Below are 14,907 nucleotides of genomic sequence, written 5' to 3' on the forward strand. Positions count from 1 at the left end.
ATGTTTTTAGGGGATGTTAAGAGCGTTGGGAAATATAATGTTATTAATGTTTTAAATAATGACGATGGTAAAAGACTTGATGTAGTTTTAATAAAATTTTTAAAACTTCCTAAATCAAAGGTAATAAAACATATTAGAAATGGTGATATTCGTTTAAATAGTCTTAAGGTTTCTTTTTCACAACGGGTTTTAAAGGATGATAAAATTTATTTGTATAAGCCTTTAGTGCAAGGTTTAAATTTAAATGGTGTTGTAATTAAAAATAAAACCGATATATTAAGAGATGTAGAGAGTAGATTGGTCTATGAGGATAAGGATTTACTTGTAATTAATAAAAGAAAGGGGGTTTTAGTTCATGGAGATGGGTATTCACTTGATGTTTTGGTTAATGCTTATCTTTTAGATGAAAATCTTGCATCTCTTAGTTTTAAGCCTTCTGCTGTACATAGGTTGGATAGAAATACTTCAGGTCTTATTGTTTTTGCAAAGAATATATATTCTGCAAGAATTTTAAGTAAAGCATTTAGTAGTGGTATTGTTACCAAAAGGTATTTAGCTTTACTTGATGGTGAGATTAGAAAATCTTTAACTTATAAGAACTTTTTGTATCGGGATAAAATTGTAAAGAAAACTTTTGTTATGGATAATTTAAATAGTAATATAAATAAATTTAATGCTATAACTATTGTTAAGCCACTTTTGGTGTCTAAGTTTGCTACACTTGCTGAAGTGTCAATTAAGACAGGATTTACGCATCAAATAAGAGCACAGTGTGCTTTTAATAATCATGCTTTAATTGATGATAAAAAATATAATCCTAAATTTAAAAAAAATAATTACTTTTTACATTCTTTTTTGATAAACTTTAACCATTCTTTCTTTTTAAGAAATGAATTTTTTGTTGAACCTAGTTCAGATTTTGTGAAACGGATAAATAGTATTTTTGGTGTTTATGACTTTAAAGAATTTATTTAAGAAGCTCACATTTAAAAATGCTTTAGGTGCAATTAAGGACATTTCAATTGTTATTAAACATAAATTTGTAAAGATTAAGGTTTATTCTTTAGTAGGTGTTGCTGGTACTGGAAAAAGTTTTAGATCACATTTAATTGCAGATAAATATTCTATTCCTTTAATTATTGATGATGGTGTTTTAATTAAGAACATGAAGATTATTGCTGGGACTTCTGCTAAGTTTGAAAATAATGTGTTTGATGCAATAAGGCGTTCTATTTTTGAAGATGATGTTCATAGGAATGAAATTGTTGAAGCTCTTCGTAAAGAAAATTTTAATAAAATATTAATATTGGGAACAAGTGTTCGGATGATAGATAAAATAACATCTAGGCTTTTTTTACCAAATTCTTCTAAGATTATTTATATAACAGATATTTCTACTCAAAAAGAAATAGAAAAGGCAAGAATTTCAAGGCAGATGGGTGAACATGTTGTTCCAGCAGCTGCTTTTGAGATAACATCTATTAAGCCAAATTTATTGTTGGATTCAATTCGAGTTTTTTTTAAACGTAAAGGGTTTTTATCAAAGAAAAGGAACTATATTCGTTCTATTGTAAAACCTAATTTTCATGATGAGGGAGGTATTTTATCTGTTTCCAAAAATGCTGTAAGACAAGTGATTGAACATTGTGTTTCTGAATATAATAAAGATTATATTGTTTATAATTTAAAAATAAAAAAAAGCCATGGGAGTTATTATTTTAAGCTATTTTTAGATATTCCACTTGGAAGTAATTTACTTGATGATGCGGAAATGCTTAGAGAGTATATTATTAATAATGTACTTAAGTATACAATAATTAATATATCTGGTATTGATGTTATTATACATAAATTTTATGAGCAAAAAGGTAATTTGGATAAATAAGATGAAAATTGATTTGGATAATTGGAGCAATATATTTTTAGTAGGAATTAAAGGTTCTGGGCTTTGTTCACTTGCTTGTTTTTTAAGTGATAAGGGGTATTTTATAGAAGGGGTTGATGTTCCTTTAAAGTTCCATACCGAAGATATATTAAAGAGCAAGAATATAACATATTATGAAAATATTTATGAGTTTTCACTAAAAATATATAATAGATCTTATGATGCTTTAATATATTCATCAGCTTATGATAAGGATAATTTGCCTATTTTATTAGAAGCCTATGAACTTGGTATCCCAGTTCTCTCTTATCCTGAAGTTATTGGCGAAATTTCTAAAAAATATTATAGTATTGGGGTTGCGGGTTCTCATGGCAAGACCACTACGGCAGCATTTTTAGGTATCTTATTTCATAGTTTAGGATTGCAGCCTAATTTGATATTGGGTTCTAGTGTGAAAAATTTAGAAGATAAATCTAGTCTTGTTGGGGAAAGCAATGTATTTATTGCAGAGACTTGTGAGTATAAGGGACATTTTTTGTCTTTTTCGCCAGATATAATTGTTTTAACCAATATTGATTATGAACATGTTGATTTTTTTAAAAATTATGAAGAGGTTGAAGATATTTTTTTGCAATATGTCAACAACTTAAAGAAAAATGGGATATTGATAATAAATGCTGATGAAATTAATTTGTTTAATATTAAAAATAAGATTATAAGAAAAGATATTAGGGTATTTAGTGTTGGATTTAATTCTCTGTCTGATTTTAAAATTGAACATTTTGAGATTGGAGATGGATTTTTAAAATTTGATTTTTTGGGAAGTATTGATATCAGGCTTAAAACCCCTTTAATTCATAATGTTTTAAATTTTTCAATAGCACTTTTGGCTTTGAAGTTGTTTTTAGAAGAGCATAAAAAATTAGTTTGGAATTTTGATGAGAGAATAAAAATAGTAGCTAGAAAGTATATGGGCATTAAAAGGAGAATGGAATTTATTATGGAAAAAGATGGTGTTATATATCTTGATGATTATGCTCACCATCCAAAAGAAATTGAGAGTACTCTTTTAGGTCTTAAGAAATTTTATGATGGTAGACGTATTGTTTTAGATTTTATGCCACATACATTTACAAGAACAAAAGTTCTATTTGATGAATTTGTGAGGGTTTTAAGTAATGTTGATGTGTTAATTCTTCATAATATATATCTTTCAGTTAGAGAAGATTTTGATCCTAAGAGACTCTCTAGAGATTTGTTTTTATCCTTAAGAGATCTAAATCAGAATGTTTATTTTTTTGAAGAGGTAGGTGATTCTGTTGATTTTATAAAAGGTCTGTTAAAGAGAAATGATTTATTTGTTACAATGGGAGCTGGTGATAATTTTATATTACATGATTTTTTATGAAGGTATTTTAAATGAAAAGTATGACAGGATTTTTTCACTTAGAAAAAGCTATTTCAAATTATATGTTTAGTGTTAATTTGAAATCTTATAATGGTAAATTTTTAGAATTTAAATTTAAATTGCCCGAAGTTTTATATGCTTATGAACTTGATATAAGGAATTTTATTGCAACTTATGTGAAGAGAGGTAATGTTTTCTTATATGTAGGATATAAGGAAATAATGCCAAATGTTAATTTCAATTTAAATCCTCATTATGTTGAGGCTATTACTCGCCTTAGGGATAATTTATTAAAAAATAGTAATTTAAATATTAAGGATGAGTTGAGCCTTGGTGATTTTTTGTCTTTACGAGGGGCTTTAATTGTTGATGATGTAAGTGTTGAGCAGTCATTAATTTATGATGTTTTTAAAGAAGTTTTGAGAGAAACGTTATTGAATTATGATAAGAGTAGAATTTTTGAAGGTGAAAATATTAAACAAGATATAATTTCAATGCTTGTATTAATAGAGAAAGATTTAAAGTTATTAAAAAAATCTCATGACAGTATAAATAATAAACTTTTTTCAAGTATTAAAGAGAATCTATTAAAATTGATGGATGATTTTAGTGATATTAATGTTGCAGAAGAGGCTGCTAAAATGGCAATTCGATTAGATATTAATGAAGAAATAGTAAGATTATATTCACATATAAATAATTTTTATAGAAATATTGAACATGAGGTATGTGGAAAGGTTTTAGAATTTATTGCTCAGGAAATGCATAGGGAGGTTACAACTATGAGTAATAAAGCTATTGATCTTGATATTAGGAATTTAGTTTTAAATATGAAATTAAATTTAGAAAAAATAAAGGAACATTTGAGGAATATTGAATGAGAATAGCCATTTCTAGCAAAAGTGGTTGTGGGAATACAACTGTTAGTAGTATGCTTGCAAAATATTATGGTTTAAAGCTCATTAATTATACCTTTCATGATATTGCTCGGGAAAAAAATATACCTTTTGATACATTTTATGAGAAAGAAATCATGGGCAGAAATGATTATTATTGGGATGAATATCTTGACAGTAAATTATTAAAGCTTTCAAAAGAAGATAATACAATTCTTGCGTCTCGTCTTGCTATTTGGCTTTCAAAAGATGCCGATTTAAAAATATATCTTTATGCTAAGATAGAAATTAGGGCAGAAAGAATTATAAATAGAGAAGGTGGTATGTATTCTGATATTTTGGTTAGTACTTTTAATAGAGATTTTAATGATTCTAAGAGATATTTATCTGTATATAATATAAATATTGATAATTATTTAGATGTAGCTGATTTTATAGTTGATACTACAGATCAATCTGCAAATAAAGTTTTTGAGTTGATAAAAAATGAAATAGAAAAAAGAAATTTATATGTTAAATAAATTAAGGAGGTTTTTAAAGGTAATGAAAATTCCGTTAAAAAAAATACAAGATTTTGATGAGAATTATTATGAGCTTGTGATGGCTGTAATAGTTCGTACAGATCAAATTATTGAGCAGATTTCTTTGGCAGAACATAGTATTGCTGATGAAAGAGTTGTCAGTCAAGCTTTTAATGATATTTTTGCAAAGCGATTTTTATATTCAATTGAAGACAAATAAAATAGTTTTTATATTTGGTCCTACAGCTGTAGGTAAAAGTGATATTCTATTTCACTTTCCAAAAGGTGTGGCAGAAGTAATTAGTGTTGATTCTATTCAAGTTTATAAGGAATTTGATATTGCATCTTGTAAGCCTAGTATAGAATTGAGATCTCATATAAGACATCATTTAGTTGATTTTTTAGAGCCTATTTATGAGTATAATCTTGGAATCTTTTATAAGGAATCATGCAAAATAATAGAAAGTTTAAGAGAGCAAAAAAAAATACCTATATTTGTAGGGGGATCTGCTTTTTATTTTAAACATTTGAAATATGGATTACCCAGTGCACCACCTGTTTCTGATAAGGTGAGACTTTATATTAATAACCTTTTTATTAGAATGGGTAAAGATTATCTTTTGGAGGAACTTAGGAGAGTTGATTTTAAACGGTATGAATCAATTAATCAAAATGATATTTATAGAATTAAGAGATCTCTTGAAGTTTATTTTCAAACAGGTATTCCAATTAGTCAATTTTTACAAAGAGAGAATATGTTTGAAAATATTGTAGCTATTGGGTTGAGAAGACCTATGGACGAGATGAAATCTAGAATAATCTCTAGAGTGAAAAATATGATTGATTGTGGATTACTTGATGAGATTAAAAGCTTATTGGGAAAAGGATATGATGAAAAAACACCAGCTTTTAAAGGAATAGGATATCGTGAATTTTTATTGTGGAGGAGTAGACCTTGTTATCTATTAAATGATATAATTAATCTAATAGTTAAAAATTCATTTTTGTATGTAAAAAGGCAAATGACTTTTTTTAATAAACTTCCTAATGTTTTATGGTTTCATCCAGATGATGATTTAAAGAACATTTTGGATTTAATTTTTGTTTAATAAGGAGATATGAGGCGTGCCTTGTGGAAGAAAAAGAAAATTAAAAAAAATATCTACTCATAAGCGAAAGAAAAAAAGAAGAAAGAATAGACATAAAAAGAAAAATAAATAATAAAGATGTTAGTTTTGCTAACTAACATCTTTATATTATTAGTTTATTCAATGATTATATTATCTATTATATTGATATCTTTGCTAAAGATGTATCCTTTATTTCCTTTATAGGTTGCTAGTACCCATTTTCCTTTAATGCCATGCTGTTCTGTATCTTGCATAATTTTTTCAATTCTAACTATTTCGTCTTTTCTAATTATTGTTAGATAATCATAATTAATTTTTTGTATTTGAATTGTATTATTTAAAATGGTATAATTTTTTGTTATGATTCCTACTTTTTGGGGAAATCCTAGGATGCTGCTTTTGGGCAATTTAAATTCTTTTATTAAAGAAACTTCTTGTTTTATTTTACATGTTAAAAAAAATATAATTAAGGGTAATAATTTTATTTTCATAATATTATTATAGATATTCTTGATATATAACTACATATAATAATATAATGTTTTTTTAGAAAGTTTAAGGATTATCAATGAAAAAATATGTTTTTTTGTTATTTTTATTTTTTCCTTTGGGTGATTTAATATTTGCATATCCATTGTCTTTTGGAGGGGGTTTTTCTTATCAATTTACTAATTATACTAGCAAAAGTAATAAGGATATATTGTTAGAAAATGATACTAGAATAGATAATGGAATAAATTTCAATTTATACTTTGATGCTAATTATGTTATTTTTGATATCTCTTATAAAGATGCTTTTTTGGTTAGTCATCATAGTAGATATTTTTCTTTTGGATTTTATGGAATTTATCCTATTGTATTTAAAGAATATGTTAGAACATTATTTCCTCTTATTGGAATTAAATATACGATTGATTTAAGTTCTATAAGACAAAATTTGGTATTTGTATCTTTGGGATTTGCTACAGATCTCTTTATTCCTGAAGTTAAAGGTTTATATATTAGACCTCTATTTATACTTTCAATTTCACCTACTTCTTTTTCTTCGAGAAGTGTTTCTTGTTTGACTACGGAAATTACTTTTGGAGTTAATGTTGGTTGGAAGTTTTTAAATTAGGTAGTTTTATTCCTAAGTGACAAGGTATTATTCTTTCTTGTCCAAAAAGATTGGATGTGGTATTTAGTTTATAAGGAAGGTTATCAACTTTTGTTACAAGTGTACTTGATCCACCGCCATCTAGATTAATAGAATTGGTAACGCCATAACTTAATGATAAATCTATTGCTTCATTTAATGAAATTCCTTTGCTATTATTAGTGCCTCTTCCTTCTACTGTGATTAGATATAAGTGCTTGTTTTCTTTGTCAGTACCTATTATTGTTCTTGGATGTTTATTTTCTTTGAAATTTTTAGTATATTTTCCATTTTTAATTAATGAAAAAAAGCCACCAAAACCGTAATCAGAGTTTTTAATTTCATTGTGTTTGGGATTTAATATGATTTGGTTATTTTTTATTATAATGATACCCTGATCTTTTTTTGCATGAGAGATTAGTTTTTTATTATATATATATATACCATTGGGATAAAACATAGTTCCTTTAATTGTATATGGACTAGTATTGATGGCAATATCTACTTTATTAGAAATTAAAAATTGACTTGTTGTTTGTCCTTTAAAATAATAATTATTCATTTTTGTATCATAAATAGGTTTTGATATTATAAACTTTAAATCTTTGTTTTTAATCTTAACAATAACATAGTTACTTTCCTGAAATGATCCTTTAATTATTTCATATTTTGGTTGTAAATTATTTGGATAGGGTAATTGTTGTGATAATAGTGTATTGAATGGTAAAATTAATGTTATTATAAATGGTATTATTTTATTCATTTCTTTTTATTTTATAAGAATAAATACTTTTAGGATAGTTTTTTAATATTATATTTTTTAATTTTAAAGATATTTTATCATTTTTGATTTTTGTTATTTTATATAACAAGTAAATAATTTTTATATCTATTTCTTTATCTTTTTGTAAAAGATCATTAATTTCTTCTTCACTTATGTTGTCTTCATTAAGTTTTAGTTTTAATAGCAGAATTGCATTTTTTGTATTTTGGTCTTTGGGTGGTTGTAATTTTTGTAAAAAATTATTTGCTTCTTCATATTTTTTGATTTTAAGTAGGTATTTGGCCATAAGTAAATAATAATATTCTGAGTTTAAGCTTTTGATTGCATTTATGGTCTCAAGTTCTTTTGGTAGATTGTTATTTAAGTCATATAACATGTATAGTTTATATAATTTTTCAAAATTATTTTTGTCTGTGTTATTTGTTTGAGCAAGAGGGTTAGTTATTAGTAAAGTTAATAATATTTTAGATAATGTTAAGGGCATTTGATTTTATCCTAAGCATCATATCCTTTTAGTAAAAATACAAATTTAAATTTTAGATTTGATGTAATTTGCAATTTGTTCTGATTTTGCACCAAATATTATTTGAGCCTGATTTCCTGGTGTGATAATTGTTCCAGTGGCTCCAAGATTATGCATTAAATCTTGATTGACTAATTCGGGCGATTTTACGTCTACTCTGAGTCGTGTGAAACATGAGTCTATATTTATTATATTGTTAGTTCCTCCAAGAGCTTGAATTATTACCTCAAAAGTATCATTTTGAGATATATTTTGAATATGTTTAAAATTTTGTTGATTAATATCATCTTCACGGCCAGGAGTTTTTATTTGAAATGCTTTAATTAGTGTGAAAAATATGGTGAAGTAAATGATACCAATTGTCAGTCCTATTGGAAGTATTAATAGTGCGTTCGTTGATTTTGGGAACATTAAAAAATAATCGATGATTCCTGCTGAGAGTGCAAATGCTATGCGTATTCCAAATATATTTGTAATGATTAGTGATATTCCAGTTAAAATAGCATGTATTAGGTAAAGCATTGGTGCTATTAACATGAATGTATATTCTATTGGTTCTGTAATGCCTGTTAAAAATGAGGTTAGTGATGCTGAGAGCAGGATACCTCCTATTTCTTGTCTGAGTTCTTTTTTAGCTGTTAAGTACATTGCAAGAGCTGCACCTGGTAGTCCAAATAACATTATTGGATACATTCCCGATGTGAATCCTCCAGCTGTTGGATCTCCATTTAAATATCTTGTGATTTCTCCTTGTACTATATTTCCCTCACTTGTGGTATATTCTCCAAATACAAAATATATCAATGTATTTAAGAGTTGATGTAATCCTGTTATTATGAGTAATCTGTTTAAGAATCCAAATACAAATAGTCCCAAATTGCCAGCTTCTATCATCCATATTCCAATTTGATTAATGGTTATTTGTATTGGTGCCCATAAAAAGCCAAATACTATAGCAAATATTACAGAAAAGATTCCATTGGCTATTGGTACTAATCTTTGTCCTGAAAAAAATCCTAAAAATTGTGGTATTTTATAATCTACTACTTTATCGCTAAGCATAGCTGAACTTATTCCTGTAATGATACCTCCTAATACAGACATGTTAACAGGCTCGGTTTTTTCATTGATAATTATTGTAAATGTAGATAATCCTGCGTTTAGAATTAGATATCCTACGGCTCCTCCTAGTGCAGCAGCAGCTTTGTTATTTTTAGATAATCCCATTCCAGTTCCAATTGCAAATAGTATTGGTAAGTTGCCAAGAATAGCGCTACCTGATTGTTCCATTAGTTTGCCAATTTTGCCTAGTATTTCAAAAGGTTGTGTAAGAGATATTATAAGATATCCAAATCCGAGTAAAAGACCAGCAATTGGTAAAACGGCAGCAGGAGTTTGTAGTGCTTTGCCAAGATTTTGCATATTTTTCATTAAATTATGCATATGACTCCCATTAATATGTTATTTGTTAGTTATAGTGTAGCTCAACTTTCAATATGATTCTAGCTTAAATAATATTTATTTACTTTTTTTTAAAAAAAGAAATTTAATTTTTTATAAACTTTATTTATTGTTTTTTTGATAGAAGTTAGTTTTGTAATATTTTCTTGGTTGTCAATTAAGCTTTTAATACTATCCATTGATTCTTCAATTGCTACTATAAAGCTTTTTTGCGGTTTTAACCAAAAATTATCAGCATAATCACTTCTGAGTGATAAAAAAAGAACAGATTTTTTATTGGAATGTTGAATGAAGTTCATAGTACATTCTAAGATGTTTTTTATTTTGTCAATTTCGTTTATATTGACACTTGTATTTTCGTATGTTTTAAGCAGTGTCCAGTTTGGTTCCATACCATTCACTATACGCATTATTTCTATTAATTTTTTATTTTTGAATATTATTAAATTTTCATATGTTAGTTTTGCGAGGACATTTTTTATTGCTTTTTCTTCTTCATTTTTTAAACCTTTTGAAATTAATTGTTTAATTTCTTTTAAGCTAAATGTTAATTGATTTTTATATTCATTTTGAATATAAAATTTTTTTCCTCCAATTTTGATTTCTTTTTTTAGTGAATCCTTATTTTCTTTGTTTAATATATTATTTTTGTGGGAATGATGTGATTGTTTGTTTTCTTTTTGAGGAATGTTTTTATTTTCTTCAAATTGGATATTATTAAGCCATTCTTTTTTAAGTACTCCAATTGCTCTAGCATACCTTTTACTAGTTTCTATAATTTCTCCTGCTACGAAATATTTTACTGAATCTGTGTTAATAAGTGAACCAGGATGAATTACTACGTTTTGAGCTTTTATTGTTTTGTATTTATTTTTTGAAGTTTTAAAACAAATATAGTCTTTCATTCCTCTCATTATGGATTTTAAGTATCCTTCGTGATCAATTTCATTTTTATGTACAATTGGTATATCAAAACTGTTTACAATATTTTCAAGTTGTCTTTGTATATTATTAATTTCTTCAAGTCCTTGTAAATCTAAATAATTTTCTTTTGCAAAGTCTTCTTTGTTAATGGCTTTTCTATAATCTTCAAATATATTAATAAATCCTATTAAATCTCCTAGGGGATTTTTATATTTAAGATGAGCCTGTCTGGCTTCTATTTCTTCATTTTGAGGTAGTAAAAATATTCCACTTGTTGACAGAAATGATAGTCCAATTGTTGTTGGATATATTGCTTGTTGGTAGTGCATCATTGCTTCTACTAAAGCTCTTGAATGTATTGGTACTAAGGGAAAGATTATCATGTACTTACCAATCTCTGTAAGTTCATTTTTTTCATTTATTGCATCTAGAGATTTTAATATATCACTTGCTGTTTGTATAGATTTAATTGAGGGTTTAGAAATAAAGTCAAATTTCGTAAAATTTTTAATACCAATATCTGCCATTCTCAATATTACTTCAGAGAGATCAGTTCTATATATTTCTTCTTTTTGATATTCATCTCTTAATTGATATTCATCTCGTTTGTATAATCTGTAACATGTGCCTTTTGAAAGCCTTCCTGCTCTTCCTGCTCTTTGTGTTGCAGATGATTTTGAAATAGGTACTTCTTGTAATGAGTAGGTATGAGTTTTCATCTGGAATTTATTTGTTTTTACCTTACCACTATCAATTACTATTTTAATATTTTCAATTGTAATTGACGTTTCTGCTATGTTTGTTGATACTATAATTTTTCTTTTATTTTTTGGTGTAGGCATAAATATTTGTTCTTGTGCTTCTTTTGCCATACGACCATATAATGGTAATATTATCAAATCTTTTTTGAGGTTCAATGCATGAATTTCTTTTATTGTTTCTTTTATTTCTTTCTCTCCAGATAAAAATATAAGAATATCTCCTTCTTTTTTTTCTTTGATTATTCCAGCAATGATTTCTTTTATTTTTAGTATCATTGATTTTGATGTATTAAGTAGTGGTGGATTATAAATTATTTGTACAGGATAGGTAATCGTTTCTATGCTAAGTATTGGGGCATTGTTAAAATATTTTGAAAATATTTTTGTATTTATTGTAGCTGATGAAATTATGACTTTAAAATCATTTCTTTTATTTAATATATCTTTAAGGAGTCCTAATATAAAATCTATATTTAAGCTTCTCTCGTGAGCTTCGTCTATTATTATGACATCATATTCGTAAAGTAATGTGTCTTTTTTGAGTTCTTGTAGTAAGACTCCATCAGTCATTAATTTAATTTTTGTTTTTGGACTTATGACTTCTTGGAACCTTATCTTATAACCTACTTCTTCTCCAAGATTTACACCAATATGTTTTGCAATGTATTCTGCTATTGATATTGTGGCTATTCTTCTTGGTTGCGTTACACCAATTTTGCCAAGCTTTGCAAGTCCTGCTTCATATATTATTCTTGGTATTTGTGTAGTTTTTCCACTTCCTGTTGGACTTTCTACTATCAAGACACTATTTGTGCTTAATTTTTTAATTAAGTCATCTTTGTATTTGTAAATGGGGAGTTCAAAATCATTCATATCCTACATTAGTCCAAAAACATAAGTTGCATCTATTTGATTAAGGTCGATATTAGTAGGCAAATTAACCTTTTTCCTTTTAATTTTAGCATAAAATTTGTCATTTTGTTTGTAAATATAGATTTTATTTCCAATTTTGTTTTTAGATAGAGATATTATTTTTACAATAATTCCGTTTTTTGCTAATTTTGTGTCTAGTAATTTAATTGATTCTTCGAGTGTGATTTTATATGCTTTCATGTCTTTTTTTAGTGGACATATTATGCTATCGTTTTCAGTTTTAATATAGTCTCCAAAGATTCCTGTAGTAGCAATTATTTTTTCATTGGTTTTTGGATATTTGCCTATTACTTTTGGAAGGGAGAGCAATTGTAAAGCAAGTTCTAGCGTGATATTTTCATATTCTATGTTTTTTGTTGAAACTTTTTTAGCTTTAATTATTTTAGGTTTTTTTGGTTTGCCTGTTTTTGTAAATCCTTGTGGTTCATAAATGTCTTCGCCGAGTTGAATAATTCCTCCGTATTTTGAATTTTTATATATTATGTTAAGTCCTGTTGCAGGATCAACCCCTAATATATTAGGTTGTATTTCTTTTTCTGTTATTATTTTTTGTATTTCATCTTTTTTATACAAATTTTCGAGAGGTGTTGTTAAATTTATTGCATAATTATTTCCATTAAAAATTAAGTATGGCCCGAATTTTCCAATATTTATTTTGTAATTAAATTGTTTGTCATTATTATATTCATATACCATTCTAAATTCTTCAGGACTGATCATAGGTTCTATTTTACTTACTGTGTTCTTGAGACCTTCTTTTCCATTATAAAATGCATTTAGATATTGTATTTTATCTAATTTGCCTATTGCAATTTTGTCTAGATTTTCTTCCATATTAGATGTGAATTGCAATTCAATTAGTATTGGAAAATATTTTTTTAAAAGATTTATGACTGCAGCTCCTTTTATTGTTGGTATTAATGTGTTATTTTGTTTAAATACATATTCTCTTTCAAATAGTGTTGATATTATTGTTGCATAAGTTGAAGGACGACCTATTCCTTCTTTTTCAAGTTTTTGTACAAGTGATGCTTCTGTATATCTTAATGGGGGTTTTGTTTCATGTTGTTCTGGTTTTATATTCAATATAGTGAATTTATCTCCTTCTTTTATAAGTGAAAAATCTATTATGTTATCTTCATGAAATTCTTTATTATTTTTCAAGAAGCCATCAAAAATAAGTTTTGTAAAATTTGCTTTGAAGGTGAAATTTTTATATTTGAATTTTATTTTTCCCATTTTTTTTATTGCATCTTTCATACAAGATTCAATGGTTCTATCCCATATTATTTTATATATTTCTTTAGCTGTTTCGCTTTCAATTTGTATTTGTTCAGGAGGAGTGAACATTTCAGAAGGTCTGATGGCTTCATGTGCATCTTGAGCCATTTTAGCCTTGGTATACATTCTGTCATTTTTTTCTATATATTCCTCTCCATATTTTTGTCTTATAATGTTTTTTATTTTTTCTTTTGCAGTTTTTGCAATCTCATAAGAGTCTGTTCTCATATAGGTTATGTATCCGCTTTCATATAGTTTTTGTGCATAACTCATAATTTGTTTTGTTCCTATTTTTAATCGTCTGTTTATTTCTTGTTGTAGTGATGATGTTATGAATGGCTTTGGAGGAGTAAGTTTGATTTCTTTTGTTTCAATTGAAATTACTTCTATATTGTTTATTTGTTTTAGCTCTTTTGTGATTGAATTCATTAATATTTTGTCTATAAGGATTGTTTTATTAGGCTCATGTAAAGTTCCTGTATCATTTTCAAAGTCTTTACTTTCGGCTACATTTTTATTGTCAATTTTTTCTAATGTTGGTTTAAGTTGTATATTGTTTTTGTTATGTTTACATTCAAGTGTAATTGAGTAATAGTTAGCTTTTTTAAAATTTATTCTTGATTTTTCTTTTTCTATAATTAATTGAAGTCCTACAGATTGTACTCTGCCAGCAGAAAGTCCATAGGCAATTTTTTTCCAAAGTAAAGGAGAAATAGTATATCCATAAAGTCTATCGAGTATTCTTCTTGTTTCACCAGCATTAACTAAATTCATATTAATTTCTCTTGTATTATTTAGTGAGTCAATTATTGCGCTTTTTGTAATTTCGTGAAATACCATTCTTTTGTAATTTTTGATTTGTAATACTTCTTTTAGGTGAAATGCTATTGTTTCGCCTTCTCTGTCTTGGTCAGTTGCAAGATATATTTCATCTTGGTCTTTTATGACTTTTTTAAGTTTTTCAATAATCATTTTTTTATTACTTGGAATAATATAGAGTGGCTTAAAATCATTTTGGTAATCTATCGACAGATTTGCCCATTCAAATTTTTTATATTCTTCTGGTATTTCTTTGGCGCTGTTTGGCAGGTCTCTTATATGCCCTATACAAGCCTCCACAGAAAATGAGCTGTCTAGATATTTTTTTATTGTTGTTGCTTTTGTTGGTGATTCTACTATTATTAATCTTTTTTGTTGCATAAAACCCTTATATATATATAATATAACATAATGTATAAATTGTTATAATTTTTCAACAAAAATAG

General features: G+C 26.6%; 14 protein-coding genes. 8 read left to right on the top strand and 6 right to left on the bottom strand.

Annotated features, from left to right (window positions below; all coding sequences use genetic code 11):
- Genes BRE_RS04155 through miaA form a run of 7 tightly spaced genes read left to right on the top strand, consistent with a single transcriptional unit; the run spans position 1 to position 5,819 of the window.
- On the top strand, positions 1 to 975 hold the full coding sequence (locus BRE_RS04155) for an RluA family pseudouridine synthase (RefSeq protein ID WP_012539188.1): 975 nt from the start codon (positions 1 to 3) through the stop codon (positions 973 to 975).
- Positions 953 to 1,885, top strand: a complete 933-nt coding sequence (locus BRE_RS04160; protein ID WP_041178171.1) for a hypothetical protein — start codon at positions 953 to 955, stop codon at positions 1,883 to 1,885. The genes BRE_RS04155 and BRE_RS04160 overlap by 23 nt, the downstream gene beginning before the upstream one ends.
- 1 nt (position 1,886) lies before the next feature.
- Positions 1,887 to 3,293 (top strand): UDP-N-acetylmuramate--L-alanine ligase, encoded by a 1,407-nt coding sequence (murC, locus tag BRE_RS04165; protein ID WP_041178208.1) that lies wholly within the window; start codon positions 1,887 to 1,889, stop codon positions 3,291 to 3,293.
- A gap of 11 nt (positions 3,294 to 3,304) precedes the next feature.
- Complete coding sequence (locus tag BRE_RS04170; protein WP_012539191.1) at positions 3,305 to 4,174, top strand: YicC/YloC family endoribonuclease; 870 nt, start codon at positions 3,305 to 3,307, stop codon at positions 4,172 to 4,174.
- The gene (gene cmk / locus BRE_RS04175; protein WP_012539192.1) at positions 4,171 to 4,710 is read left to right on the top strand and encodes a (d)CMP kinase; all 540 of its coding nucleotides are present in this window, start codon (positions 4,171 to 4,173) and stop codon (positions 4,708 to 4,710) included. Before BRE_RS04170 ends, cmk begins: the two co-directional genes overlap by 4 nt.
- Positions 4,711 to 4,732: 22 nt before the next feature.
- On the top strand, positions 4,733 to 4,930 hold the full coding sequence (locus BRE_RS04180; protein WP_232212706.1) for a DNA-directed RNA polymerase subunit omega: 198 nt from the start codon (positions 4,733 to 4,735) through the stop codon (positions 4,928 to 4,930).
- A complete protein-coding gene (gene miaA / locus BRE_RS04185) occupies positions 4,917 to 5,819 on the top strand; it encodes a tRNA (adenosine(37)-N6)-dimethylallyltransferase MiaA (protein WP_012539194.1) in 903 nt (300 codons plus the stop codon). The genes BRE_RS04180 and miaA overlap by 14 nt, the downstream gene beginning before the upstream one ends.
- A 155-nt stretch (positions 5,820 to 5,974) precedes the next feature.
- Here the strand turns inward: miaA and BRE_RS04190 are convergent, their stop codons facing one another.
- A complete protein-coding gene (locus tag BRE_RS04190; protein ID WP_012539195.1) occupies positions 5,975 to 6,331 on the bottom strand; it encodes a hypothetical protein in 357 nt (118 codons plus the stop codon).
- 77 nt (positions 6,332 to 6,408) lie between these two features.
- Between BRE_RS04190 and BRE_RS04195 the strand changes: the two genes are divergently transcribed.
- Positions 6,409 to 6,957, top strand: a complete 549-nt coding sequence (locus tag BRE_RS04195) for a TDE1717 family outer membrane beta-barrel protein (protein ID WP_012539196.1) — start codon at positions 6,409 to 6,411, stop codon at positions 6,955 to 6,957.
- Here BRE_RS04195 and BRE_RS04200 read toward each other — a convergent pair.
- From BRE_RS04200 to topA, 5 genes are all read right to left on the bottom strand, one after another.
- Complete coding sequence (locus tag BRE_RS04200; RefSeq protein WP_012539197.1) at positions 6,929 to 7,738, bottom strand: phosphodiester glycosidase family protein; 810 nt, start codon at positions 7,736 to 7,738, stop codon at positions 6,929 to 6,931. The two genes, BRE_RS04195 and BRE_RS04200, sit on opposite strands and share 29 nt — an antisense overlap.
- Positions 7,731 to 8,243, bottom strand: coding sequence for a hypothetical protein (locus tag BRE_RS04205; RefSeq protein WP_012539198.1), 513 nt, complete (start codon positions 8,241 to 8,243; stop codon positions 7,731 to 7,733). The genes BRE_RS04200 and BRE_RS04205 overlap by 8 nt, the downstream gene beginning before the upstream one ends.
- Positions 8,244 to 8,288: 45 nt before the next feature.
- Entirely contained in the window at positions 8,289 to 9,725 is a 1,437-nt protein-coding gene (locus BRE_RS04210; RefSeq protein WP_012539199.1) for a PTS transporter subunit EIIC, read from the bottom strand.
- Between the two features lie 89 nt (positions 9,726 to 9,814).
- Positions 9,815 to 12,301 carry a helicase-related protein gene (locus tag BRE_RS04215; protein ID WP_012539200.1) on the bottom strand — a complete coding sequence of 829 codons (2,487 nt, stop codon included), beginning with the start codon at positions 12,299 to 12,301 and terminating at the stop codon, positions 9,815 to 9,817.
- Between the two features lie 3 nt (positions 12,302 to 12,304).
- Positions 12,305 to 14,842 carry a type I DNA topoisomerase gene (gene topA / locus BRE_RS04220; protein ID WP_012539201.1) on the bottom strand — a complete coding sequence of 846 codons (2,538 nt, stop codon included), beginning with the start codon at positions 14,840 to 14,842 and terminating at the stop codon, positions 12,305 to 12,307.
- Positions 14,843 to 14,907: the final 65 nt, after the last annotated feature.

This window comes from Borrelia recurrentis A1, assembly GCF_000019705.1.
GTDB lineage: Bacteria > Spirochaetota > Spirochaetia > Borreliales > Borreliaceae > Borrelia > Borrelia duttonii.

Bases quoted from the DNA above. Each gene is read 5' to 3' on its own strand.
- BRE_RS04155 (WP_012539188.1), top strand. From the start codon at position 1: ATGTTTTTAGGGGATGTTAAGAGCGTTGGGAAATATAATGTTATTAAT.
- BRE_RS04160 (WP_041178171.1), top strand. From the start codon at position 953: ATGACTTTAAAGAATTTATTTAAGAAGCTCACATTTAAAAATGCTTTA.
- murC (WP_041178208.1), top strand. From the start codon at position 1,887: ATGAAAATTGATTTGGATAATTGGAGCAATATATTTTTAGTAGGAATT.
- BRE_RS04170 (WP_012539191.1), top strand. From the start codon at position 3,305: ATGAAAAGTATGACAGGATTTTTTCACTTAGAAAAAGCTATTTCAAAT.
- cmk (WP_012539192.1), top strand. From the start codon at position 4,171: ATGAGAATAGCCATTTCTAGCAAAAGTGGTTGTGGGAATACAACTGTT.
- BRE_RS04180 (WP_232212706.1), top strand. From the start codon at position 4,733: ATGAAAATTCCGTTAAAAAAAATACAAGATTTTGATGAGAATTATTAT.
- BRE_RS04190 (WP_012539195.1), bottom strand. From the start codon at position 6,331: ATGAAAATAAAATTATTACCCTTAATTATATTTTTTTTAACATGTAAA.
- BRE_RS04195 (WP_012539196.1), top strand. From the start codon at position 6,409: ATGAAAAAATATGTTTTTTTGTTATTTTTATTTTTTCCTTTGGGTGAT.
- BRE_RS04200 (WP_012539197.1), bottom strand. From the start codon at position 7,738: ATGAATAAAATAATACCATTTATAATAACATTAATTTTACCATTCAAT.
- BRE_RS04205 (WP_012539198.1), bottom strand. From the start codon at position 8,243: ATGCCCTTAACATTATCTAAAATATTATTAACTTTACTAATAACTAAC.
- BRE_RS04210 (WP_012539199.1), bottom strand. From the start codon at position 9,725: ATGCATAATTTAATGAAAAATATGCAAAATCTTGGCAAAGCACTACAA.
- BRE_RS04215 (WP_012539200.1), bottom strand. From the start codon at position 12,301: ATGAATGATTTTGAACTCCCCATTTACAAATACAAAGATGACTTAATT.
- topA (WP_012539201.1), bottom strand. From the start codon at position 14,842: ATGCAACAAAAAAGATTAATAATAGTAGAATCACCAACAAAAGCAACA.